Genomic DNA, 1,368 nt, shown 5'->3' with positions numbered 1-1,368 from the left:
TCGCCGAAGCCGCGCAGAGCGTTTTCGCCGGAACGATCGCCTCCGCGGACCTGCGCGCGGGCCGGCCGGAACCCGCCCTGGAGGCCCTCGCCCAGCCGCTCGGGGCCGCCCGCGCGCAGGTCCACGAGAACTACATCATCGCCCAGACGGACCGCTCGCTGATCATCGTAGACCAGCACGCGGCGCATGAACGGCTCGTCTACGAGGCGCTGAAGACGGCGCTTCATTCGAAGCCGCTGCCTGCGCAGATGCTGCTCCTGCCCGAGATCGTCGACCTGTCCGAAGATGATGCCGCGCGCCTTGCCGGGCAAGCCGAGACGCTCGCCCGCTTCGGCCTTGCCATCGAGCGCTTCGGGCCGGGCGCGATCGCGGTGCGCGAGACCCCTTCGATGCTGGGCGAGATGGACGTGCAGCAGCTTGTCCGCGACCTTGCCGACGAGATCGCCGACAACGACACGGTCGAGACCCTCACCGCCCGCCTCCACCACATCGCCGCCACCATGGCCTGCCATGGGTCGGTGCGCTCGGGCCGGCGCCTGAAGGCGGATGAGATGAACGCGCTCCTGCGCCAGATGGAAGCCACGCCGGGCTCGGCCACCTGCAATCATGGCCGCCCGACCTATGTCGAGTTGAAGCTTGCGGACATCGAGCGGCTTTTTGGGCGCAGATAAGCTTGACCTGACACCGCATTTGTGGCGGAACCACCGGGACCAGAAGGCGCATCCCATGAACCGTTTCGAAGGCCCCGGCGGCAAGGAAGCCCGCATCCGTTATCTCGACGGCGATTTCCAGGTGATGACGCCGGGATCGTTCGTGCGCTGCGCGGTCACGGGCGAGTCCATTCCGCTCGACGAGCTCAAATACTGGAGCGTCGCGCGGCAGGAGCCCTATGCGAATGCCGAAATTTCGCTGAACCGGGAATTGCAGGAAAATCCGGGTTTGAGGGCGCGGGCGAAGACTTAAGCTCGACGCCATCCCGGAAGCCGCATCGGCGCGAAGCACTCACGGAATGGCTTCCGGCTCTCGCCTCGCTGCGCTCGGACTTCGGCCGGAATGACGCCGGTCGAGAGTCACCCTTCCAGCCGGCGCCTGCGCCACGCCTTCAGCGTCTGGTCGATCACCGCGCCGGGCGTCACGTCCGTCTCGAACGCCACCTCGATCTCCACCATTTTTGCCCGGTGATGCAGTTCCTCCAGCGCCTGCGATCCGTGCGCCAGCCGGATCGCGTCCTTGGCTGTCGTGACCAGCACCAGCCCGTCCCTGTCGGCATCCTGCATCAGATCCCGCGCTTCGTCGGCGCTGTAGAAATGATGGTCGGCGAAGCTGCGCGTCACCGCTACGTCGCCGCCCAGTTCACGCACGGTGCGA

General features: G+C 66.8%; 2 protein-coding genes and 1 pseudogene. 2 read left to right on the top strand and 1 reads right to left on the bottom strand.

The genetic code is table 11. The features are described from left to right. Both PZ895_RS11365 and PZ895_RS11360 read left to right on the top strand, forming a co-directional pair. Window positions 1-671: pseudogene (locus PZ895_RS11365) on the top strand (DNA mismatch repair protein MutL); the annotation flags it as partial. Window positions 672-726: 55 nt separating this feature from the next. Continuing rightward, window positions 727-963 (top strand): DUF2093 domain-containing protein, encoded by a 237-nt coding sequence (locus PZ895_RS11360; RefSeq protein ID WP_275839110.1) that lies wholly within the window; start codon window positions 727-729, stop codon window positions 961-963. 107 nt (window positions 964-1,070) lie between these two features. Here PZ895_RS11360 and PZ895_RS11355 read toward each other — a convergent pair. Further along, window positions 1,071-1,368, bottom strand: a 298-nt coding sequence (locus PZ895_RS11355; protein ID WP_275839109.1) for a tetraacyldisaccharide 4'-kinase, incomplete at its 5' end; no start/stop codon positions are given.

Origin of the sequence: Mesorhizobium sp. YIM 152430 (genome assembly GCF_029210365.1) — a bacterium.
Taxonomy (GTDB): Bacteria; Pseudomonadota; Alphaproteobacteria; order Rhizobiales; family Rhizobiaceae; genus Aliihoeflea.
Note: the sequence above shows the minus strand (reverse complement) of the source record. Positions and strands in the feature narration are given on the sequence as shown.